At 70.7% G+C, this 22,181-nt stretch carries 16 protein-coding genes; all 16 read left to right on the forward strand.

Annotation, left to right across the window (positions count from 1 at the left end; translation table 11 throughout):
- Positions 1-4: 4 nt before the first annotated feature.
- Genes IEZ09_RS06775 through IEZ09_RS06850 form a run of 16 tightly spaced genes read left to right on the forward strand, consistent with a single transcriptional unit; the run spans position 5 to position 22,173 of the window.
- On the forward strand, positions 5-745 hold the full coding sequence (locus IEZ09_RS06775) for a thioesterase II family protein (RefSeq protein WP_370467651.1): 741 nt from the start codon (positions 5-7) through the stop codon (positions 743-745).
- Positions 732-1,916, forward strand: coding sequence for a salicylate synthase (locus IEZ09_RS06780; protein ID WP_189252723.1), 1,185 nt, complete (start codon positions 732-734; stop codon positions 1,914-1,916). Before IEZ09_RS06775 ends, IEZ09_RS06780 begins: the two co-directional genes overlap by 14 nt.
- Positions 1,907-2,902: a Gfo/Idh/MocA family oxidoreductase gene (locus IEZ09_RS06785; RefSeq protein ID WP_189252724.1), complete on the forward strand. Its 996-nt coding sequence runs from the start codon at positions 1,907-1,909 to the stop codon at positions 2,900-2,902. Before IEZ09_RS06780 ends, IEZ09_RS06785 begins: the two co-directional genes overlap by 10 nt.
- Complete coding sequence (locus IEZ09_RS06790) at positions 2,899-3,537, forward strand: VOC family protein (protein WP_189252725.1); 639 nt, start codon at positions 2,899-2,901, stop codon at positions 3,535-3,537. The genes IEZ09_RS06785 and IEZ09_RS06790 overlap by 4 nt, the downstream gene beginning before the upstream one ends.
- On the forward strand, positions 3,537-5,045 hold the full coding sequence (locus IEZ09_RS06795) for an ABC transporter substrate-binding protein (protein ID WP_189252726.1): 1,509 nt from the start codon (positions 3,537-3,539) through the stop codon (positions 5,043-5,045). Before IEZ09_RS06790 ends, IEZ09_RS06795 begins: the two co-directional genes overlap by 1 nt.
- On the forward strand, positions 5,042-5,965 hold the full coding sequence (locus tag IEZ09_RS06800; protein WP_189252727.1) for an ABC transporter permease: 924 nt from the start codon (positions 5,042-5,044) through the stop codon (positions 5,963-5,965). The genes IEZ09_RS06795 and IEZ09_RS06800 overlap by 4 nt, the downstream gene beginning before the upstream one ends.
- Positions 5,962-7,101 (forward strand): ABC transporter permease, encoded by a 1,140-nt coding sequence (locus IEZ09_RS06805; protein ID WP_229812300.1) that lies wholly within the window; start codon positions 5,962-5,964, stop codon positions 7,099-7,101. The genes IEZ09_RS06800 and IEZ09_RS06805 overlap by 4 nt, the downstream gene beginning before the upstream one ends.
- The gene (locus IEZ09_RS47665; protein ID WP_189252728.1) at positions 7,098-8,276 is read left to right on the forward strand and encodes an ABC transporter ATP-binding protein; all 1,179 of its coding nucleotides are present in this window, start codon (positions 7,098-7,100) and stop codon (positions 8,274-8,276) included. Before IEZ09_RS06805 ends, IEZ09_RS47665 begins: the two co-directional genes overlap by 4 nt.
- Positions 8,273-13,315: a non-ribosomal peptide synthetase gene (locus IEZ09_RS06815; protein ID WP_189252729.1), complete on the forward strand. Its 5,043-nt coding sequence runs from the start codon at positions 8,273-8,275 to the stop codon at positions 13,313-13,315. The genes IEZ09_RS47665 and IEZ09_RS06815 overlap by 4 nt, the downstream gene beginning before the upstream one ends.
- Positions 13,312-14,994, forward strand: coding sequence for an ABC transporter ATP-binding protein (locus tag IEZ09_RS06820; RefSeq protein ID WP_189252730.1), 1,683 nt, complete (start codon positions 13,312-13,314; stop codon positions 14,992-14,994). Before IEZ09_RS06815 ends, IEZ09_RS06820 begins: the two co-directional genes overlap by 4 nt.
- Positions 14,991-16,700: an ABC transporter ATP-binding protein gene (locus IEZ09_RS06825; protein ID WP_189252731.1), complete on the forward strand. Its 1,710-nt coding sequence runs from the start codon at positions 14,991-14,993 to the stop codon at positions 16,698-16,700. Before IEZ09_RS06820 ends, IEZ09_RS06825 begins: the two co-directional genes overlap by 4 nt.
- Entirely contained in the window at positions 16,697-17,725 is a 1,029-nt protein-coding gene (locus IEZ09_RS06830) for a saccharopine dehydrogenase family protein (protein WP_189252732.1), read from the forward strand. Before IEZ09_RS06825 ends, IEZ09_RS06830 begins: the two co-directional genes overlap by 4 nt.
- Complete coding sequence (locus IEZ09_RS06835) at positions 17,722-18,549, forward strand: class I SAM-dependent methyltransferase (protein WP_189252733.1); 828 nt, start codon at positions 17,722-17,724, stop codon at positions 18,547-18,549. The genes IEZ09_RS06830 and IEZ09_RS06835 overlap by 4 nt, the downstream gene beginning before the upstream one ends.
- Positions 18,546-19,676: a class I SAM-dependent methyltransferase gene (locus tag IEZ09_RS06840; RefSeq protein ID WP_189252734.1), complete on the forward strand. Its 1,131-nt coding sequence runs from the start codon at positions 18,546-18,548 to the stop codon at positions 19,674-19,676. The genes IEZ09_RS06835 and IEZ09_RS06840 overlap by 4 nt, the downstream gene beginning before the upstream one ends.
- Complete coding sequence (locus IEZ09_RS06845) at positions 19,673-21,049, forward strand: (2,3-dihydroxybenzoyl)adenylate synthase (RefSeq protein ID WP_189252735.1); 1,377 nt, start codon at positions 19,673-19,675, stop codon at positions 21,047-21,049. The genes IEZ09_RS06840 and IEZ09_RS06845 overlap by 4 nt, the downstream gene beginning before the upstream one ends.
- Positions 21,046-22,173 carry a cytochrome P450 gene (locus IEZ09_RS06850; RefSeq protein ID WP_189252736.1) on the forward strand — a complete coding sequence of 376 codons (1,128 nt, stop codon included), beginning with the start codon at positions 21,046-21,048 and terminating at the stop codon, positions 22,171-22,173. The genes IEZ09_RS06845 and IEZ09_RS06850 overlap by 4 nt, the downstream gene beginning before the upstream one ends.
- Positions 22,174-22,181: the final 8 nt, after the last annotated feature.

Genomic DNA, 22,181 nt, shown 5'->3' on the forward strand with positions numbered 1-22,181 from the left:
GTTCGTGAAGAGTGAAACCTGGCTGCGCTGCCGCGCGCCCCGGCCACGTGCCGCGGTGCGACTCGTGTGCCTGCCGCACGCGGGAGGCTCGGCGAGCTTCTTCCACGGCTGGGGCGCGCTTCCGGCCGAGGTGCTCGCGGTGCAGTACCCCGGCCGGGCGGATCGCATCGGAGACCCTTGTGCCGCAAGCGTTGCGGAGCTGGCCCGTGCGGTGGCCGACGCGGTGCCGAAGGACAAGCCGTTCGTGCTGTTCGGCCATTCGCTCGGCGCGATCGCCGCGTTCGAGGCGGCGCGCGTGCTCGAACACCGGCACGGGACACCGCCCGCTCACCTGATCGTCTCGGGCAGGCAGGCGCCGGACGGCCGCGAGAACGGCCGGGTGCACCAGCTCCCCGACGCCGAGCTGGTCGGTGAGGTCGTGCGGCTCGGTGGCACGGATGGCGCACTTCTGGCCGAACCCGAGGCACGGTCGGTGTTCCTGCCACCGATCCGCGCGGACTTCCGCATCGCCGAGACCTACGCGTACCGCCCCGGCCCGGTGCCGAGCTGCCCGATCACCGCGGTGCTCGGGTCGGCGGACAGCGAGGTGACGCCGGAGCAGGCGCTGCGCTGGGCGCGGTTCACGTCCGGCCCGTTCGCGCGGCACGTGCTGCCCGGCGGGCACTTCTACCTGGTGTCCGAAGTGGACGCCGTCCTGAGCATCGTCGCAGCGACCCTGGAGATGAGGGACCTTGAGAACGTTTGAGCGGCGCGTCCGGTGGACTGCCGACCCGCTGGAGACAGCCGCGGCGCTGGCGCGCGCGAGTGTCGAACCGCACGTGGTCTACGAGAACCGGGGCGTGGTGTGGTTCGCGGAGGGGGAGATCGAGACCGTCTGCGGCGGGATCGAGGAGCTGGCGGCGTTCCACGGGCGGACCGCCTACGGCTGGGTCACGTTCGAGCGCACCGGCCATCTGGCGGTGCCGCGGGACGAGATCCGGTTCGGCGACGGCAGCGCGGTGCTGCGGTCGGTGGACGAGGAATCCCTTTTGCTGCTGGAGAAACGACTGGCCGCGATCTCGCCGCTGACCGTCGGTGAGGAACGGGTGCAGGCGCCGATCGAGACGTGTGGCGCCGACGACTACCGGACGGCGGTCGCCGCGGCCGTCGCGGACATCCGGGCAGGGCTGCTGGAGAAGGTGATCCTGTCGCGGGTCGTGCCGCTGCCCGCCGACCTCGACTTCCCCGCGACCTACCTGGTGGGCAGGCGCGGCAACGACCCGGCGCGGTCGTTCCTGCTGCGGCTCGGCGGCTGGGAGGCGCTCGGTTTCAGCCCGGAGGTCGTGACCAGCGTCGACGGCCTGGGCGAGGTGGTCACGCAGCCGTTGGCCGGCACGCGGGCGTTGCTGAACGACGCGGTGTTCGACGTGGCGCGGCGCGAGGAGCTCTACCGCGACGCCAAGGAGGTCTTCGAGCACGCGATCTCCGTGCGGCTCGCTGCGGCGGAGCTGACCGGCGTGTGCGGGCACGGGTCGGTGAAGGTCGCGGACTTCATGTCGGTCAAGGAACGCGGCAGCGTGCAGCACCTCGCGTCCGAGGTCACCGGGGTGCTGGCGCCGGACCGTTCGCCGTGGGACGCGCTGGCCGCGCTGTTCCCGGCGGTGACGGCGTCGGGCATCCCGAAGGCGCAGGCGTGCTCGTTCATCGGCAGGGTCGAGCCGGAGCGCGGGCTCTACAGCGGCGCGGTGGTGCGGATCGACGCCGACGGATCGCTGGACGCGGCTCTGGTGCTGCGCAGCGTCTTCCGGCGCGAAGGTGTGACGTGGCTGCGGGCGGGCGCGGGGATCGTGGCGCAGTCGACGCCCGAGCGCGAGCTGGAGGAGACGGTCGAGAAGCTGCGCAGCGTCTCCCGGTTCCTGGTGCCGTCGTGCGCGTAGTCGTCGCAGGTACGTCCTTCGGCCGCGTCTACCTGGACGCGGTGGGTTCCGATCTGGTGGGGATTCTGGCTCGGGGGAGCGCCTACTCGGCGGAGTGCGCTGCCTCGCGCGGAGTGCCGCTGTACACCTCGGTCGACGAGGTCCCGGACGTCGATGTCGCTTGCGTGGTCCTGAAGTCCGGTGCTCTGGGTGGGCCCGGTACCGAGATCGCGCGGGCCTTTCTGAAGCGTGGCGTGCACGTGTTGCAGGAGCATCCCGTGCACGCCGACGAGATCGCGTCGTTGTTGCGCGAGGCCCGCGCCGCCGGTGTTTCCTATGCGGTGAACACTCTGTATCCGAACCTCTCGCCGGTGCGGAGGTTTCTCGCGGTGGCCCAGGTGTTGCAGCGGCACCAGCGGATCGAGTTCATCGACGCGGCCTGCAACAGCCAGGTGCTGTACCCGTTGATCGACGTGCTCGGCCGGATCGCCGGGTTGCGGCCGTGGGAGTTCGGGCCGGTTTCGCGCGGCGGGCCGTTCGTGAGCCTGCACGGGCGGATCGGCGGGATCCCGCTGACGTTGCGGGTGCAGAACGAGGTGCACCCCGAGGATCCGGACAACCACTCGTTCTTCCTGCACCGCATCACGATCGGCTGCGAGGGCGGGGTACTGGAGCTCGCCGACACGCACGGCCCCGTGTTGTGGAACCCGCGCCTGCACTCGCCGCGCGACTCCGCCGGCCGGTTGATCATGGACGCTGAGCGCCTGTCCACGCCGAACGTGGTCGTGCTCGGCTCTGCTGTGTCCTATGTGGACGTCTTCGCGAAGTTGTGGCCAGAGGCCGTGTCGCGTGCTTTGGCCGACCTGCACGACCCGGCCGGTCGGCAGTGGGCGTTGAGCGTGTCGACCGCGTGGCGCGAGCTGAGCGCCGTGCTGGGCCTGCCCGCACTGATTCGCCCGGCCGAACCCGGTGTCATTCCCCTCGACGAGATTTTGGCGGTGTCGTGAGCTGCAGTCATGTGCTGGTGAAGGTGGCGTCGCTGGATCGCGCCGTCGCCGACTTCCGCGCGCTGGGCTTCGAGGTGAAGCCCGCCTCTTCGCGGCACGCCCACGTGTGGTTCGCCAAGGGGCCGATCATCGAGCTGGTCACCACGCCCGCCGGTGCGCGGTTCTCGCGGATTCCGCTGAACCTGCTGTGGGGCAAGGGATCCGGGACGCGCATGGCGGGCTGGGCGGTGGCCGGAGAGGGCTTCTGCGACGTCGCGGTGCTGGTGGATTCGCCGTCGTCGGCCGGCGTGCCGATCGGCAAGGTCGTGCCGTGGGAGCGGGACGGGATCCGGTTCTCGTTCGCGTATCCGCGCAACCCTTCCGTGCCGTTCCTGGTGACGCCGTACGACCCGCCGCAGCACCCGGCCTCGGTCACGCATCCGAACGGCGCTTCGGAGTTGATCGGCGTGCTGATGGACGTCGCGCCGGCCGATCGCGCGGTGTTCGACCAGATCGTGGCCGGTGATCCGGTGTTCGAGGTGTCTGCCGGCCCGGTGACGCGGGTGCGCGCGATCCGCCTGGCCGGGCTTGCTTCCGCTCTTGATCCATCCCTGTTGCACGGCATCACCGTGCTCACCGAAGACGAGGACCTGTGATGTCGCTCAACCGTCGTGACGTGCTGCGCCTGGCCGGCGTCGGTGCCCTGCTGACCGCCTGCGGTGGCGCACCCGGTGCGGCGCCCGTCCAGAACGCCGTCGTGGAGGCTCGGCGCGGCGGCACCCTGCGCGCCGTCTTCACCGGTGGCGGGGCCGCGGAGAGCATCGACCCGTTCGCGGGCGGATCCCCGGTCGACTTCGTGCGCAACGACGTGATCTACGACGCGCTGTTCGCCCTGCGCGGTGCGGCGGTCGAGCCCGCGCTGGCGTTGTCGGTCACGCCCGGCCCGTCGTCGTTCGAGCTGAAGCTGCGCCCGGACGTGAAGTGGCACGACGGCAAGGCTTTCACCGCCGAGGACGTCGCTTACAGCCTGAAGTACATGTGCTCGCCGGACCGCCCGTACCCGACGCAGCTCGGTGCGTACTTCGACGTGGCTGGAGTCCGCGTGGTCGACCCGCTGACCCTGGTGGTGCCCACCTCGCGGCCCGTCGGTGATCCGGCGCTGTTCCTCGCCGCGTTCCCCGCGAAGATCGTGCCCAACGGCTTCACCGGTGCCTCCGCCGTCGGCACCGGCCCGTACCGGGTGACCGCGTTCGAGGCGGGACGGGAAGCGCGGCTGGAACGGTTCGAGGGCCACTGGGCGGGGTCGTCGCCCGCTGATTCCCTGGTGCTGCTGTCGTTGAGCGACCCGGCGGCGAAGGTGAACGCGGTGTCGACCGGCCAGGCGGACTTCGCGGGCGACATCCCGTTCACCACGGCCAAAACCGGTGTGCCGGGCTTCGAGGTGCGGACCGCGGGTGCCTCCGCCCGCACCAGCTTCGGCTTCGTGCTGAACGCGACCAAGGCCCCGTTCAACGACCCGCGCGCCCGCCGTGCCGTGCGGCTGGGCATCGACCGCGCCGCGCTGGTGAACTCGGTGCTGCTCGGCTACGGCACGGTGGGCAACGACCTGTTGTGCGCCGGTGCCAAGTACTTCACCGCGCGCGAACCGTTGAAGCGCGACGTCGACCAGGCGCGGAAGCTGGTGTCCGAGGCGGGTTTGTCCGGTGCTTCGGTGACGTTCCGGTCGGCGGAGTGGGAGATCGGCTACAACGCCTCGACGCAGCTGGTCGCCGAACAGCTCAAGGACATCGGGCTGACGGTCAAGCCGCAGATCGTCGGCCCCGCCGAGTTCTTCGAGCCGTCCGCGGTGGCGGCGGCGGACGCGGTGGCGTTCTCCAGCGGCCCTTCCGCGCTGGCCGTGATCTACGGCCGGATCAGCGGGTTCCCGCCGCTCGCGTTGGGCGACAAGGAGTTCGACACCGCCTTCGGCCGCGCGATCGCCTCCGCCTCGGAGGCCGAGCGCGCCTCCGCCTGGGAGACCGCGCAGAACGTGATGTACGACCGCGGCAACACCGTGGTCTGGGGCCTGGCCGACGTGCTGTCGCTGGCCCGTCGCGAAGTCGCGGGCGTCGACGTGCGCGACCAGCCCAAGTACCCGTACCTGGGCAAGGCCGGTCTGGCGTGAGAGAGCTGCTGACCAGCCTGGGTCTGCTGGTGCTGCTGTCGTTCGCCGTGTTCGTGGGCGTCGACCTGCTGCCGGGCGACCCGGTCACGGCCCGGCTGGGCGCCACCGCCTCACCCGCGCGCATCGCCGAGGTGCGCGCACACCTCGGCCTGGACCGGCCGGTGCTGGAGCGCTACGGCTCGTGGGTTGTCGGTGTCCTGCAAGGAGATCTCGGTGTCTCGGCGTCGGGCCGGCCGGTTGCCTCGATGTTGTCGGATCGCGTCGGCAACTCGGTGCTGCTCAGCGTGGTGACGTTGGTGTTGCTGGTGCCGCTGTCGTTCGGGCTCGCGGTGTGGGCGGCCTGGCAGCGCTCGGCGGACCGGGTGATCTCCGGTGGCGCGCTGCTGCTGGTGTCGGTGCCGGAGTTCGTGGTGGCCGGTGCGCTGGTCCTGGTGTTCGCGGTGTCGTTGCGGTGGCTGCCCGCGGTGTCGCTGGTGCCGGTCGGGTCGTCGCCGCTTTCCACGCCTTCGGTGCTGGTGCTGCCGGTGTTGTCGTTGCTGCTGGTCGGACTTGCTTACGCGGTGCGGGTGATCAGGTCTTCGGCCGTGGGGGTGCTGGCTTCGCCGCACGTGGAGTTCATGTGGCTCAACGGTGCTTCCCGGCGTGACGTACTGCGGCAGGCCGTGTTGCCCGCGGTGTTGCCGGTGGCGGTGCAGGTGTGGCTGGTGACCGGTGTCGGGTTCGTGGGCGGGGCCGTGCTGGTGGAGAAGATGTTCGGGTATCCGGGGATCGGGGAGTTGCTGGTGTCGTCGGTGCGGACCGGCGACCTGCCGGTGGTGCAGGCGCTGGTGCTGATCATCGGGGCGGCGATGCTGGGCGCGCTGGTGCTGGCGGACTGGGCCGTTGTGCTGCTGACGCCTCGGTTGCGGGTGGCGCGGTGAGCCGGGACGTGGGCGCTGGTGGCGCGGCGGACCTGGGCGCGGGTGGCGCGGCGGGCCTGGGCGCGGGTGGCGCGGCGGGCCGGGACGGGCTGGCTAGGGATGCAGCGAGTGCCGGTGATGCCGGGCGTGCGGGTGTCGTCTCAGTTGCCGGTGACGCCGACCGCGCGGGTGCCGTCTCGGTTGCCGGTGGCGCGGTGAGCCCGGAGGTGCGCGCTGGTGGCGCGGTGAGCCCGGAGGTGCGCGCTGGTGGCGCGGTGAGCAGGGACGGGCAAGCTGGCGCAGAGGTCCCCCGTGATGGAGGATCCCCCGCGACCCAACGTACCCGGCGCCACCGACAAGATCGGGCGGCTCGGCCTGAGCAGGACGGGAAGGCTTGGCAGCGCCGCCTGGTGGCTGGCCTCAAGCGCGGCTGGTGGCCGCTCGCCCTCCTCACGCTGATCCTGATCGCACCGGAGCTCGCACCCCACGCCGCCACCGACGTGGTCGGCCTCCCGTACTCCACGCAGGGCCTGCTCGGCACCGACCACCTGGGCCGCGACGTCCTGTCCCGACTCATGCACGGCGGCCGCCCCATGGTCCTCACCAGCCTGGCCGCGGCCGCGCTCGGCACCGGCGCCGGCACCCTGATCGGACTGGTCGCCGCCTGGTGGCGCCCGTTCGTCCTGCGGCCGTGGGACGCGGTCGCCGCGGTGCCGGGCATCCTCGTGCTCCTGCTCGTGCTGACCGCCATGCCGAATCGCGCCGGCATCGTGTTCGCGGTCGCGCTGGCGAGCGTGCCGTTGTCGGCGCGGGTCGTGCACGCCGCGGCCGCGCAGGTCATCGGCAAGGCGCACGTCGAGCACGCGAAGGTGCGCGGCGAAAGGACGGCCTGGATCCTCGGCCGCGAGGTGCTGCCGTTGATCGGCACGACCGTGCTGGCCGATTTGGGGCTGCGGTTCGTCATGGCCGTCTACCTCGTGGCGGCGGCGGGATTCCTCGGGCTCAGCACCATGTCGTCCGACTGGGGGCTGCTCGTCGTCGAAGCCCTGCCGGGTGCCGCGCTGCAGCCGGTGGCGTTGCTGGCCCCTGTGGTCGGGATCGCGGTCGTCGCCGTGTCCGCCAACCGAGTCGCCGATCGCGTCGGGGAGTGGGCATGACACTCGTCGAGGTCGAAGGACTGACGCTGAGAGCAGGCGGGCGCGCGGTCGTCGAGGACGCGCACCTGACCATCGCGGAAGGCGAGGCCGTGGCGCTCGTCGGGCCGTCCGGGTGCGGCAAGACGACGCTGGCGCTCTCCGTTCTCGGCCATCAGCGGCCCGGCGTCACCAAGGAGGCCGGGCGGGTTACGCGGCGCGGCGTGGCCGGGTACGTCGGGCAGGATCCCGGCGTCGCGCTCAACCCCTACCGGAAGATCGGCAAGGTCGTTTCGGCGGAGCTGTTGGGCAGGGTCGGGCTGCCGGGGGAGTTCACGAGCCGGTACCCGCACCAGTTGTCGGGCGGGCAGCAGCAACGGGTGGTGCTCGCGATCGCCCTCGCCCGCGACCCGCGGCTGCTGGTCCTCGACGAGCCGACCGCGGCGCTGGACCCGCGGGCGAAGGCCGAGGTGCTCGCGGAGATCGAGCGGATCCGGGAGCAGGGGGTCGCGCTGCTGTGGATCAGCCACGACGTCGACACGGTGAAGCCGTTGGTGGACAGGGTGATCACGCTCGCCGACACGGACGTTCCCGAGATAGCCAGGCCGCGCGTCGAGATCGGTGAGGTCGTGCTCAAAGCCACGAACCTCATGGCCAAGCACGGCAAGCGCACGATCCTCGACGGGATCGGCTTCGACGTCCGCCGGTCCGAATGCCTGGCCATCACAGGACCGTCCGGGGCCGGCAAGAGCACGCTCGCCCGCTGCCTCGTCGGGCTGCACAGGCCGAGCGGCGGGCGGATCGAGATCAACGGCAGCGTCGGCTGGGTCGCGCAGAACCCCGCCGAGGCGCTGCACCCGATGCACACCGTCCGCACCTCGATCAGCCGGTGCGGGCCGGACGTCGAAGGCGCGCTCGCGGCCGTGCGCCTGGACCCCGCGATCGCGGACCGGTATCCGCACCAGCTCTCCGGCGGGCAGCGGCAGCGGGTGGCGCTGGCGCGGGCGCTCGCGGCGCGGCCGGACGTCGTCGTCTGCGACGAGGTCACGTCGGCGCTCGACGCGGGCACGCAGGCGCGGGTGCTGGGGCTGATCAACGAACTGCGCGCGGAACTCGGCCTCGCCGTCGTGCTGATCACGCACGACCCGAACGTCGTCGAGTCCACTTCGGACAGAGTCTTCGAGCTGGGAGCGAAATGAGCACACACGAGATCGTCGCGAGTCTGCGCGGGCTCGGGGTCGAGCTGTGGACCGAGGACGGGCAGCTGCGGTTCCGCGCACCCCGCGGCGTGCTCACCGACGAGCACAAGCAGGCACTCAGGGCGAACAAGACCGAGATCATCGAGCTGCTCGCCCAGCCGGAGGTGAAACCCGATCCGGCGAGCCGGCACGAGCCGTTCCCGCTCACCGACGTGCAGACCGCCTACCTGCTGGGGCGCAACAACGAGTTCGGCTACGGCGGCGTCGGCTGCCACGGCTACCTCGAGGTCGAGATGCCCGGCGTCCGAGCACAGAACGTCGAGGACGCCTGGAACCAGCTGATCCAGAGGCACGACATGCTCCGCGCGGTCGTCGAACGCGACGGCTACCAGCACGTCCTCCCCGAGGTGCCACGCCTCCGCGTGCACGAGTCGGACGCGGAAACCGCCCGCGCCGAGATGGCCCACCGCACGTACGAGACGGACCGGTGGCCGCTGCACGACCTGCGCGTCAGCGAGAACAAGCTGCACATCTCGATGGACTCGCTGATCGCCGACTGGGCCAGCGCCACGGTCCTGCTCACCGAGCTCGACGCGCTCCTGAAGGGCGAACCCCTGGAGCCGCTGGAGATCACCTTCCGCGACTACCTGCTCGCCGAACGCGGCCTGCGCGACACCAGCCGCTACCGCCGCGACCGCGAGTACTGGCTCGGCCGGATCGACACGCTGCCCGCCGCACCCGACCTGCCGACGAAGGAAACCCCAGGGCCTGCCCGGTTCCGCCGGCTCAGCACCACGCTCACCGACTGGGAGGAGTTCACCAACCGCACGACGTGGCACGGCGTCACGGCCTCGTCCGCGGTGCTCGCCGCCTACGCCGCCGTGCTGCGCAAGTGGTCTCGCAGGAGCGAGTTCAGCATCAACCTGACGCTGCTCAACCGCACTCCGCTGCACCCGCAGGTCGACCGGCTCGTCGGCGACTTCACCAGCGTCAGCCTCCTCGCGGTCACGCAGAAGGGCACGTTCGCCGAGCAGGCGAAGCAGATCGCCGCGCAGCTGTTCGACGACCTCGACCACCGCCTGTTCTCCGGCGTCGAGGTGGTCCGCGAGATCGCCCGCCGCAAGGGCCGCGACGCCGCGCTCATGCCCGTCGTGTTCACCAGCGGCATCGGGCTCGGCGGCCGCCAGGCGGGCGAGGGCATCACGCAGACGCCGCAGGTGTTCCTCGACTGCCAGGTCACCGACGGCCCGGACGGCCTGCAGGTCAACTGGGACGTCCGGGAGGGCATCTACCCGGACGGTCTCGTCGAGGACATGTTCGAGGCCTTCACCACGCTGCTCACGAACCTCGCGACCGCCGACGAGGCCTGGCAGAGCACCAGCCCGGTCCCGCTGCCCCGGTACCAGGCCGAGGAACGCGCCCGAGTCAACGACACGAAAGCCCCGCTCTCCGACGCGTTGCTGCACGAGGGTTTCTTCGCCCAGGCACAGCGCATCCCGGACAAGGAAGCCATCGCCGGCAGCTACACCTACGGCGAACTCGCCCACCGCGCCGCAGCGGTCGCCGCCAAGCTCGACGTCGAGCCCGCCGAACGCGTCGCGGTGGTGCTCGACAAGGGCCCGGACCAGGTCGTCGCGGTCCTCGGCGTCCTGCTCGCCGGTGGCGCATACGTGCCGGTCGACACCACACAACCGTTGCCGCGCAGGGAAAAGATGCTCGCGGGCATCCGCACCGTGATCGACGCGGACTGGCTCAGCGACCTGCCGGACGCCGAAGTCCCCGCCGTCACGGGCGATCCGGACCAGCTCGCGTACGTGATCTACACGTCCGGCTCGACCGGCGACCCGAAGGGCGTGATGATCACGCACCGAGCCGCGCAGAACACCGTCGAGGACATCAACCGCAGGTTCGCCGTCACCGAGAACGACCGCGTGCTCGCGCTGGCCCAGCTGGGCTTCGACCTGAGCGTCTACGACATCTTCGGCGTGCTCGCCGCGGGCGGCACCCTCGTGATGCCGCGCGCCGACCGGCCGGGCGACCCGTCGCACTGGGCCGAGCTGGTCCACGACCACGGCGTCACGGTGTGGAACTCGGTGCCCGCCCAGCTGCAGATGGTCGCGAACTACCTGGAGTCGGAGAAGGGCGACCTGACCTCGCTGCGCCTGGTGCTGCTGTCCGGCGACTGGATCCCGGTCACCCTGCCCGCCCAGCTGAGGCCCCTCGCACCGGAAGCGGAGCTGATCAGCCTCGGCGGCGCGACGGAGGCCGCGATCTGGTCGATCCACCACCGGATCGAGCGGGTGGAACCGGACTGGGTCAGCATCCCGTACGGCCGCCCGCTCACCAACCAGGGCTTCCGCGTGCTGAACGAGCAGGACGAGGACTGTCCCGTGTGGACACCGGGTGCGCTGTGCATCAGCGGCGCGGGCCTCGCCACCGGCTACTTCGGCGACGAGGAGCTGACCGCGCGCAAGTTCGTCACGGTCGGCGGTGAACGGCTCTACCGCACCGGCGACCTCGGCCGTTACCTGCCCGGCGGCGAGATCGAGTTCCTCGGCCGCGAGGACACCCAGGTCAAGATCCGCGGCCACCGCGTCGAGCTGGGCGAGATCGAGGCGACGCTGGTCGGTCACCCGAGCGCGGGCGGCGCGGCCGTCGTGGTCGCGGGTGACGCGCTGCTCGGCTTCGTCGAGACGGCCCGCACCACCGCCCCGGAACCGCTGAACGTCGAACCGGTGAAGCGGTTCGCCGAACGCCAGGTCGACGGCAGCAGCGACCCCGCCGCCCTGCACGCCGCCGCCAGGGCGTCGATGCGCCGCGCGCTGGAGGAACGCGGCGGCTCGCTCGAAGAGATCCTGCCGGGTGTGCACGAACGCCACCGCTGGCTCGTGCGCAAGTGGCACGCGCTGGCCGGGGGCGACGCGACCTGGGACGACGTCAAGGCGTCCGAGGCCTTCGTCCGCTACCACCTCGACCACGTCGAACGCGTCCACGCGCTGCTGAACGGCGAGCAGAACCCGTTCGAGCTGCTCTTTCCCGAGGGCGGCCTGGACACCGCCCGCGCGATCTACCGCGACGACGAGATCTCGCGCTACCTCAACCACGCCGTCGCCGCGCTGATGAACCGCATCGCCGCCGCGCACGAGGGCACGCTGCGGGTCCTGGAGGTCGGCGCGGGCACCGGGTCGACCACCGAGGCCGTGCTGCCGCTGCTGGCGGGGTTCGACGTCGACTACCTCTACACCGACATCACGCCGTTCTTCCTGGCCGAGGCCAAGCAGCGGTTCGAGGCGCGGTTCGCGGTGTTCGACATCGACCAGGACTACCGCGCGCAGGGACTCGCGCCGAACTCGTTCGACGTCGTCCTCTGCGCGGGCGTCCTGAACAGCACCCAGGACCCCGCCGAGGCGTTGCGCAACGCCGTCGAGCTGCTCGCGCCCGGCGGCTGGCTGATCTTCACCGAGCCCACGGCCGACCTGCCGCACATCCTGCTCACGCAGGGCTTCATGATGCAGCCCAGGTCGTTCACGAGCCGCGCGGAGTGGCTGGAGATCATCGACACGGCCGGCGGTCACGAGGTGCTGTGCCTGCCCGAACCGGACCACGTCCTTGCGCCGCACGACATGCACGTGTTCGCCGCGCGGTTCAAGACCGACCGCAAGCCGGTGCGGGCCGACGAGCTCACGAGGTTCGTCGCGGATCGCCTGCCCGGCCACATGGTGCCGGTCGTGCAGGTCGTGGACGCGTTGCCGCTCACCGGAAACGGCAAGGTCGACCGCAAGCAGCTCGTGCGGTGGCAGATCACGCAGCCCGAACCGGAAGCGGCGTCGGGCGTACCGGACGAGCTGGAAGGGCGGCTGTGCGCGCTGTGGGCCGACGCGCTCGGTCTCGCGAGCATCGGCCGTGACGACAACTTCTACGACCGCGGCGCCGACTCGCTGATCCTGGCGCGTGTCGCGGGCAAGCTCCGCGAGGAGGTGCAGGAGGCCGCGCCGTTCGCCTACGACACCCTGCTGCGCCAGATGCTCAACGAGCCGACGGTGTCCGCGCTCGCCCGTGCCCTGCGCACCGCGGCCGAGGAGGAGGAACCCGTTGCCGTGCAACGAGGGAACTCGCTGCTCGTGCCGTTCGGCGGCGAGGGCGGGACCACGCGGGTGATGTTCCACGCGGCGCTCGGCACCATGGACTACTTCCACTCGCTGGGCAACGCACTGGCCGCCCAGAACCTCGGCCCGGTCGTCGGTGTCGCGGTCGCGGACGCCGAGGAATACCTGAAGATCCCGCCACGCGAGCTGATCCCGCGGATCGCCGACGAGTACGCGCAACGGCTCCTCGACGAGGGCTACCAGCGGTTCCAGCTCATCGGCTACTGCCTCGGCGGCCTGCTCGCCACCGAGGTCGCGCGGCGCTTGCTGGAACGCGGTGCCGACGTGGCGGACCTGACGCTCGTCGACAGCATCCCGATGTTCATCGAGACCGGCGAGGAGCTGGCGTTCGAGGCGATCTTCGCCCCGAACCTGGGTCTCGACCCGGTGGCCGCGGTGTTCGGGTCCGATGTGGACAGCGATCTCGTGTACCGGGCCATCGAGAAGCTGATGGCCGACCACGACCGCAACGTCCCGGCCGGTGCGATGGCCGCGCTGTCCGGCGAGTTCGCGCCGGTCGCCGAAGCCGTGCGGAAGCGGCACGAGCTGACCCAGGACGAACGGCTCGCGGAGTACACGGCGCTGGCCGCCCGGCAGGCCGGGCTTCCGGTCGGGCCGGAGCTCATCCCGTCGCTGTTCCGGGTGTGCCGGCACAGCATGCAGGCCGCGCGCTTCGACCCCGAACCGTACGCGGGCGACATGAGGTTCCTGCGCTGCACCGAGGAACAGGACTTCGGCATCACCGCGGGCGTCGGCCACCTGGCAGCGCCGTTCTGGGAACAGACGTGCGTCGGCGCGTTCGAGGTGATCGACGTGCCGGGCAACCACTTCAGCGTGATCGAACCGCCGCACGTCGATGTCGTGGCGGCGCATCTGGCGGAGGGACTGCGATGAGCGCTCTGAAGGAACTCCGCCGACCAGTGGTGTGGTGGACGCGTGCCGGGGTGGTGCTGGGCGCGGTCGGAGCGCTCACCACCTTGGTGCCGTTCATCGGCATCGCCGAGCTGGGCCGTCGCTTGATCGCTGGCCAGGACGCCACCGGTACCGCCGTGATCATCGCGGCAGCACTCGTCGTCGGCTTCCTGTGCAACGGCGGTGCGCTCGGCCTGACGCACGTCGCCGACGCGAAGCTGCAGGCCTTGCTGCGGCGCCGGATCGTGGCGCGGCTCGGCAAGGTCCCGCTCGGCTGGTACTCCGACACGACCTCCGGTGCCGTGCGGAAGGCCGCGCAGGACGACATCGAGGACCTGCACCACCTGCTGGCGCACCACGACGTCGAGGTCACCGGCGCGATCGTGCTGCCGTTGGGCGGCATCGCCTACCTGGTGTGGCTGGACTGGCGACTGGCGCTGCTGGCCGTCGCGACGCTGCCGATCTACCTCGTGGCCTACGCGTTCATGATGCGCGGCTTCGCGGAGAAGATGCGGGAGCTCGACTCCGGGTTCGCGCGGGTCAGCGCGGCGATCGTGGAGTTCGTGCACGGCATCACCGTCGTGAAGGCGTTCGGGCAGGCCAACCGCGCGCACCGGGGCTACCTGGAGGCCGTGGGGGAGTACGGGAACCGCTACGCGGGCTGGGTGCGCCCGATCCTGCGGCTCGAAGCGCTGACCTCGATGGCGCTGGCCGCTCCGGTGGTGGCGCTGGTGAGCCTGGCCGGCGGTGTCGCGCTGGCTGTCGACCCGATCGACCTGCTGGCCGAGGTGCTGGTCGCGATGGTCATCCCGACCACCCTGCTGACGCTCAACAACGGCCTGACCGCGCAGCGCAGGGCCGTGGCCGCGGCCGAGCGGATCGTCGCGCTGCTCGACACGCCCGAGCTGCCGCTGCCCGCCGACCCGGTGGAGCCGGACGGGCACCTGGTCGAGTTCGACGACGTCTCGTTCAGCTACGACGGCTCCAAGGCGGTGCTGGACGGCGTTTCGCTGGTGTGTGAGCCGGGCACGGTGACCGCGCTGGTGGGCGGGTCGGGTGCGGGCAAGTCGACGCTCGCCAAGCTGGTGCCGCGGTTCTACGACGTCTCGGCCGGCGCTGTGCGGATCGGTGGCGTCGACGTGCGCGACATCGCCCCGGACGTGCTGTACCGCAAGGTCGGGTTCGTGCTCCAGGACGTGCAGCTGTTGCACGGCACGGTGTTCGAGAACATCCGGCTCGGACGGCCCTCCGCGTCGGACGAGGAAGTGGTCGCCGCCGCCGTCGCCGCCAGGATCCACGAGAAGATCCTCTCGTTGCCGGACGGGTACGACACGGTCGACCCGGTGTTCTCCGGTGGTGAGGCCCAGCGCGTCTCGATCGCCCGCGCGCTGCTCGCGGACACCCCGATCCTCGTGCTCGACGAGGCCACCGCGTACGCCGACCCGGAGTCGGAGGCGTCCATTCAGGACGCTCTGTCGGTGCTGTGCCGCGGCCGCACGGTCCTGGTGATCGCCCACCGGCTCGCCACGATCTCCGGCGCGCACCAGATCGCCGTCCTCGACGGCGGACGCGTGTCGGAACTCGGCACGCACTCGGAACTTCTGGCTCTCGACGGCCGGTACGCCCGCATGTGGCAGGCGTCCGCGGAGGTGGCGCTGTGATCAGGGACCTGATGACGATCATGGGACCGGAGCACCGCCGGTCCGTCCGGGCCTACCTGGCCTGGCTGGTCGCCTATGCCGTGCTGCAAGGCGTCGCGATGGCGCTGCTCGTGCCGTTGCTGACCGCTTTGCTGACGGGGCAAGCGGTTTCGTCGTGGCTGATCACCACGGCTGTGGTGGTTCTGCTGGCCTGCGTGGCGCGGTACGTGCAGACGATGAAGGGCTTCGCGCTGGCGCTGGTGACGCTGACCAGCCTGCACACCCGGCTCGGCGACCACGTGGCGCGGTTGCCGCTCGGCTGGTTCTCGTCGGAGAAGGTCGGCAAGCTCTCCCGCAGCGCGACCTCCGGCACGTTGATGGTCACCAACGTCACCGCGCACATGCTCACGCCGGTCGTGACCGGTGTCGTGACCCCGTTGACCGTCGTGCTGGCCGTGCTGTGGTTCGACTGGCGCCTCGGTGTCGCGGTGCTGGTGTGCGCGCCGGTGCTGTGGCTCGTGCACCGCTGGGCTGCGCGCTGGGTCGGCATCGGAGAGACGCGCACGCACGACGCGACGGTCCTCGCCGGCAACCGCGTCGTGGAGTTCGCCCGCAATCAGCAGGTGCTGCGCGCGTTCGGCCGCACCACCGACGGCTACCCGCCGCTGGAGGACGCGATCGAGGCTCAGCGCCGGGCGTGGGGCTCGATGCTGTGGTCCTCCGCGCCCCGCCTGCTGGCCGGTGGCCTGTCGGTGCAGCTGGCGTTCGTCGCGCTGATCTTCTTCGCCCTGTCGCTGCCGCTGGAACCGGTGCTGGTCGTGGCGCTGCTGGCGTTGATCGCGCGGTTCACCGGCCCGCTGGCGGAACTGGCCGGGCAGAGCGGCATGCTGCGGATGGCGGCCAACGACCTGCGCCGCCTCGCCACGTTGTTCGACGAGAAGCCCTTGCCGGAACCGCCTTCGTCGTTGCCGGTGCGGACGCCGGGCTCGATCGAGTTCACCGACGTCGACTTCGCCTACGGCTCCACTCCGGTGCTGTCGGACGTGTCGTTCGTCGTCCCGCCGCGCACGATGACGGCGATCGTCGGCCCGTCCGGCTCCGGCAAGACCACGATCACCCGCCTGATCATGCGGTTCTTCGACGTCACCGGAGGCTCGGTCTCGGTCGGCGGCGTCGATGTCCGCTCACTGTCCACTGAGGACCTGATGTCGCAGCTGTCGATCGTGATGCAGGACGTCTACCTGTTCGCGGACACCCTGGAGGCCAACATCCGGGTCGGCCGCCCGGACGCGACCGACGACGAGGTGCGGGAAGCCGCCCGGCTCGCGGGCGTGGACGAGATCGTCGCGCGCCTGCCCCGCGGCTGGCAGACGCACGTGGGCGAGGGCGGCGCGGCCCTGTCCGGCGGCGAGCGGCAGCGGGTGTCCGTGGCGCGGGCGGTGCTGAAGGACGCGCCGATCGTGATCCTGGACGAGGCCACGGCCGCATTGGACCCGGAGAACGAGCGGTTCGTGCAGAACGCTTTGCAGGCCCTCCGGGAACGCTCGACGCTGCTGGTGATCGCGCATCGGCTGCCGACCGTGGTGGCCGCGGACGAGATCCTCGTGCTGGACGGCGGCGGGATCGCCGAGCGCGGGACGCACGACGCGTTGCTTGCGTCCGGTGGGCGGTACACGGCGTTCTGGAACGAGCGGCAGCGGACCCAGGGCTGGCGGTTGGTCGCGTGATCGGGGTCCTGGGTGCGTTCGGGGATGTCGGGTGGCACGCGGCTCGGGTGGTGGAGGAGCTCGGGCTGGGGCCGGTGCTGCGGGCCGGGCGGCGGACGGGCGTGGACTTCCGTTCGAGGGATTCGCTCGACGGGTTCGCTAGCGGATGCCGGATCGTGGTGAACTGCGCCGGGCCGTCGCACGAGATCGGTGATCGGGTGTTGCGGGCGGCGGAACGGGCCGGGGCGGACTACGTGGACGCCTCGGGCGAGATCTGGGCGACGGAGCGAACCGCCGTCGTGGGCGCGGGGCTGCAGCCGGGCCTGACCGGGCTTTTGCCGCGGTGGGTGCACCGGCTACCTGCCGCCGGCCGCACGCTTGCGCAGGCGTCCCCTCGCCTGGGGGACCCCCAGATCTTCAGTTTACCGGGCAGCACCGACAAGATCGGCTCGCTGAGCGGGGCGGGTGGCCCGACCTCGATGTCTGTCTACCTGGCCGTGCTCGACCACTTCACCCCGACCGCGGCCGCCGACTTCCTCCGCGGCCGGAACGAACCGCTGGCAGCCTGGCGCAACGGCCCCCGGCCCCGTGCCGCGACCCGCCGCCGAGCCGACCTCCCGTTCCTCCCCGGCGAGGTCACCCTCCTGCCGTACCTCGACGACGAAGCCTGCCGCACCGCCCAAGCCCTCGGCCTCGACCACGGCGACTGGTACAGCGCAATATCCGGTGACCACGTCCTCAAGGCGTTCGACCGCGTCCACACCCTCCCGGAGTCGGAAGCGGTCGAAGCCCTGTGCCGGGCAAGCCACCTCGACCTGGCAGGCCGCGACCCGTTCGCCCTCGTGGCCGTTGACACCGGCGACCGCACGGTCGTCGTCAAAGGCCGCGGCAACGGCGAACTCACCGGCACGGTGGTTGCCCACGCGGTCAAGGCGGTCGCGGAAAGCGAAGTCCCCCAGGGCTGTCACTTCGCCGCCGAGGTGCTGAAGCCCGGCGTCGTCGAGCACCTCCACCCGTACGAAGACCTGGTGGAGGGCGTGCTGTGACCCCGCTTCAAACACTCGAGCAAATCTGCGTCGAAGCCATCGCGGCCCACCTGCCGTTCGAGGACGCGGCCCCGCGGTACCGCTGGCTCCTGGACCGCTGGAACGCCATCACCGAACCGTCCGGCCGCCGCCCGACGCCACCGGGCCTGGAGTTCGAGGAGGCCTACGACGATCTCGGCTTCCCACCGAGGATGGCCCGCTTCCACCGCCAGGCCCTGGCCAAGCTGCCGCAGCTCCTCAGAGCGGAAATCGGGGTGCAGCAGCTGCTGTTCCACGACGGCGACGTCCTGGCCGCGTTGGCCGCCTACCAGACCAACGTCTTCACCGACCGCCTCAACCAGCAGCTCGCCGACCGCATCCCGGCCGGAGCCACCGTGCTCGAACTGGGCGGCGGCGCGGGCCTGACCACAGCCAAGGCGCTCCGGGCCGGCTACCTGTTCACCGACGTCTCCACGGTCTTCACGAGAGCCGCGGAACAGAGGTTCGGCGTGAAGACCGCCATCCTCGACATCAACGAGGACTTCGACCAGCAGGCTGACGTGGTGATCGCAGGCAACGTCCTGCACAACGCCACCCACATCGGCAAGACGCTCGAACGCATCCATCGGGCCGCAGACCTGCTCCTGTTCACCGAATCCACAAGGGACAGCGCGATCACGTTGACCGGCATGCAGTTCCTGCTCAGCCCACCGACCACCCGCGAACGGATCTTCCTGACCGCCGACGAGTGGCGCGCGGAGCTGTCCGCCGCGGGCTTCGACACCGAGCCGAGCACCCCGGACGAGTCGGGCCAGCAGCTGTTCGTGGCGAGGAGGCGCACATGAACCCGGCCAAGGTCCTCGCCTACCTCGAACGCGAGCGCACAACGGAAATCACGCTCCCGGCAACGATCCTGAAAGCCTTGCCGGACGACCCGAGCGCGATGCTGACCGACCTCAGCAACCTGAAGACCATCCGTTACCACGGCGAGAAGCTCGACCTGCACTGGCCGCCGATCGAGCTCGTCCACGCAGAAGAAGACGTCCCAGAGCCGAAAACCGAAGAACAGGACTGGACGACGGCCGTCGAAGCGGTCAGGACGTTCAGCAACGCGGCGCTGCAGGCGATGCGGGACGCGTTGCCGCACATCGAAACCGTGCTGCCCCAACAGGAACACGTTCTCGAACGCTGGCACAAGGCGCTCGAAAACCCCGGAGGCGCCAGCTGGGACGAGGCGGAGGAGGCGTGGCGGGCGGCCACCGGTGGCACCGGCACCATCGAATACGCACGCAGGTGCGCCAACCATCTGCCACAGCTGTTCAGCGGGGAGGTGGACCCGACGACGCTGATGTTCCCCGAGGGCCGGATGGACCTGGCGGACGCGCTGTACCGCGAGAACGTCATGGGGCGCTACCAGCACGCGACCGTGGCGGCGGTGGTGCGGGCACTGGACCGGCCGCTGCGGATCATCGAGATCGGCGCCGGCACCGGAGCGACGACCGAACACGTCCTCGGAAACCTCCACCCGCTCACCGACTACCTCATCACCGACGTGTCGAGGTACTTCGTCGACCAGGCCGGGAAACGCTTCCCCGGCAACAGGTACGGCACGTTCGACATCGACGCCGACGGTCAGGATCCCGGCGAGTTCGACGTGGTGATCGCGGGCGGCGTGCTGAACGCGGCCAAGGACACCGACGCGTCGCTCAAGCGCCTCAAGGACCTGATGGCAGAGCAAGGCTGGCTGATCATCAGCGAGCCGACGGTCGAAGAGCCGTGGGTGCTGATGTCCCAGGCGTTCCTGATGGCGAAGCCGACGGACGCGCGCAAGAGCAGCACGTTCCTCACCCACGACCAGTGGCGAGAGGCCTTGCGGAGCCAGTTCGAGCTCGTGCTCGACCTGCCGCACGAAGACCATCCGTTGCACGCGCTGGGCCACCGCGTGTTCGTCGCGAGAAAGGACAAGCGTTGACCGACTACCGCGCCAAGGGCTACTGGCGGGACCGCACGCTCGGGCAGCTGCTCACGGACAGCGCGAAGAAGTGGCCTGACCGCACGGCCCTCGTCGACGGCGACCGCAGGTGGACCTACGCCGAGCTGGAGAGGTGGGCCGATCGCGTCGCGGCAGGCCTGCACCGCAAGGGGATCAGCAGGAACGACCGGGTGATCGTGCACCTGCCGAACGTCGCGGAGTTCGTCGCGCTGTCGTTCGGCCTGTTCCGCGTCGGTGCGGTCCCGGTCTACGCGCTGCCGCAGCACAAGACGACCGAGATCGAGCACCTCACCAGGGTCGCCGAGCCCGCCGGGTACTTCGGGAGCGCGCAGGACGTCCCGGACGCCGATCCCGTCACCCTCGACGGCCCCGACCCGGACGACGTCGCGTTGATGCTGCTGTCCGGTGGCACGACCGGGCTGCCGAAGCTGATTCCCCGCACCCACAACGACTACGACTACAACGCGAGGGCCAGCGCGGAACTCTGCGGTCTCGACGAGAACACCGTCTACCTGGCCGCGCTGCCGATCGCGCACAACTTCGCGCTGGCGTGCCCCGGAATCCTCGGCACGTTCCACGCCGGCGGCACGGTCGTGCTCACCACCAGCGCGGATCCCGAGACCGCGTTCCCGCTGATCGAGCGGGAAGGAGTCACCGTCACCGCGCTGGTGCCGCCGCTCGCGCTGGTCTGGCTGGACCACGGCGGCCGCACCGGGCTGAAGCTGTTGCAGGTCGGCGGATCGCGGCTGAAGGAGGAGGCCGCGCGGCGGATCAGGCCGGAGCTGGGCTGCGATCTCCAGCAGGTCTACGGCATGGCCGAGGGACTGCTGAACTTCACCAGGCTCGACGATCCCGACGAGGTCAAGGTGACCACGCAGGGACGGCCGATGTCACCGGATGACGAGATCCGGGTCGTGGACGGCGAACTCCAGGTGCGCGGCCCGTACACGATCACGAGCTACTTCGACGGCGACCACGGCTCGTTCACCGAGGACGGCTTCTACAAGACCGGCGACCTGGTGAAGTTCGTCGGCGACAACCTCGTCGTCGACGGCCGCAAGAAGGACGTCATCAACCGCGGCGGCGACAAGATCCCCGTCGAGGAGGTCGAGAACCTCCTGCTCAGCCATCCCCGCGTGCACGACGTCGCGATCGTCGGCGTGCCGGACGAGTACCTCGGCGAACGCACCTGCGCGGTCGTCATCCCGCACGGCACCGCGCCGACCCGGCGGGACCTCGTCGAACACCTCCAGGCCCTCGGCGTGGCCGACTTCAAGCTTCCCGACCGGGTGCGGATCGTGACCGAGTTCCCCCGCACAGCGGTCGGCAAAGTCGACAGGAAAGCACTGTGAAGTATCCGTTCAACGAGTTCACGAACCTCGCACTGGCGCCCGAGTACACCGAAGCGCTGCACGCCGACGGACTCACGCGGGTCGAGCTGCCGCACGGCGAACCCGCCTGGCTCGTCACCCGGCACGCCGAAGCCCGGCTCGTGCTGGGGGACAGGCGGTTCAGCCGCGCGCTCGCCCACGAACGCGACGCGCCCAGGGTGTTCGACCGCGTGCCCGCCGGGATCGTGTCGATGGACCCGCCGCAGCTCACGGCGATCCGCTCGGTCGCGGCCAAGGCGTTCACCGCACGCCGTGTGGAAGGCCTGCGCGAGCACGTCCGGCAGCTCGTCCGCAAGCTGATCGACGAGATGCGGCACCAAGAAAACCCGGACCTCGTCAGGGATTTCGCGTTGCCCATCCCGGTCTCGGTGATCTGCGAGCTGCTCGGCGTGCCCGTCGAGGACCAGGAGCAGTTCCGCGCCTGGAACGACGCCCTGATGTCCACCGACTCCGCCCGTGAGATCCAGGAGCTGGCGCAGTACATCGGCGGGCTCATCGGGCAACGGGTGCAACACCCGAAGGACGACCTGCTCAGCTCGTTCGCGGAGAGCGGTCTGCCGCCGCAGCAGCTCGTGTTGCTGTGCATCGCGATCCTCGTCGCGGGCTACGAGGCCACGTCGGCGCAGATCCCGAACTTCCTGATCACGCTGCTGGACCACCCGGCGCAGTTCGCGCGGCTCGTCGAGGACCCGTCGCTCGTCGACAACGCCGTGGAGGAACTGCTGCGGTTCGTGCCGCTCGCCTCCAGCGCGATGTTCGCCCACTACGCGATGGAGGACGTCCAGGTCGGTGAGCATCTCGTGCGCGAGGGCGATCCGGTGCTCGTGTCGATCGGTGCGGCCAACTACGACGAGACCCGGTTCGAGAACCCCCATCACCTCGACATCTGCCGGGACGCGCAGGGGCACCTCGCGTTCGGCTACGGCCTGCACCACTGCGTCGGGTCGGCACTCGGCCGGCTGGAGCTGCAGGAGGCGTTGCGCGGCCTGGTGACGCTCGCGCCGACCCTGCGCATCGCCGGTGACGTCGAGTGGAAGACCAACACGTTCTTCCGCGGTCCGCTGTCCGTTCCCGTCTCGTTCTGAAGGAACCC

It is taken from the genome of Lentzea flava (assembly GCF_014648475.1).
Taxonomy (GTDB): Bacteria; Actinomycetota; Actinomycetes; order Mycobacteriales; family Pseudonocardiaceae; genus Lentzea; species Lentzea flava.

Coding starts and splice junctions, on each gene's coding strand:
- IEZ09_RS06795 (WP_189252726.1), top strand. CDS start 3,537: ATGTCGCTCAACCGTCGTGACGTGCTGCGCCTGGCCGGCGTCGGTGCC.
- IEZ09_RS47665 (WP_189252728.1), top strand. CDS start 7,098: ATGACACTCGTCGAGGTCGAAGGACTGACGCTGAGAGCAGGCGGGCGC.
- IEZ09_RS06815 (WP_189252729.1), top strand. CDS start 8,273: ATGAGCACACACGAGATCGTCGCGAGTCTGCGCGGGCTCGGGGTCGAG.
- IEZ09_RS06820 (WP_189252730.1), top strand. CDS start 13,312: ATGAGCGCTCTGAAGGAACTCCGCCGACCAGTGGTGTGGTGGACGCGT.
- IEZ09_RS06840 (WP_189252734.1), top strand. CDS start 18,546: ATGAACCCGGCCAAGGTCCTCGCCTACCTCGAACGCGAGCGCACAACG.